General features: G+C 68.7%; 1 protein-coding gene. It reads left to right on the top strand.

The features are described 5' to 3' along the window. On the top strand, positions 1–419 hold a 419-nt coding region (locus G6018_RS12300; RefSeq protein WP_182639750.1), incomplete at its 5' end, for an HAD-IC family P-type ATPase. Positions 420–499: the final 80 nt, after the last annotated feature.

The raw sequence follows: 499 nt of genomic DNA, 5'->3' as shown, positions 1-499 counted from the left end.
CAGGGATCGAAAACGTGCGCGCGGAGCTGCGTCCCGAGGACAAGGCCGCCGCCATCAGCGAGCTGAGCAGGCACGGCTCGGTCGCGATGATCGGCGACGGCATCAACGACGCCCCCGCCCTGGCCGCCGCGGACATCGGCATCGCCATGGGCGCGACCGGCTCCGACGCCGCGATCGAGTCCGCCGACGTCGCCTTCACCGGCCACGACCTGCGACTCCTCCCGCGCGCGTTCGACCACGCCCGCCGCGGCAGGCACATCATCAACCAGAACATCATCCTGTCCCTGCTGATCATTACCGCGCTGCTGCCGCTGGCCCTGTTCGGCGTACTCGGCCTCGCAGCGGTGGTGCTCGTGCACGAGATCGCCGAGGTGATAGTGATCCTCAACGGGCTCCGCGCCGCCAGGACGAGGAAGTAGGAGGGATCATCGAGTGCTATAACTCCGACATGTGCTATGGCGATCCGGTAGGCGCCGCGGGCGCCCCAGTCGGGTTCGCC

The sequence above is a fragment of the Dietzia sp. DQ11-44 genome (assembly GCF_014145205.1).
GTDB classification, from domain to species: Bacteria; Actinomycetota; Actinomycetes; order Mycobacteriales; family Mycobacteriaceae; genus Dietzia; species Dietzia natronolimnaea.
The sequence above is the reverse complement of the archived record's forward strand: the minus strand, read 5'-3'. Positions and strand labels throughout refer to the sequence as shown.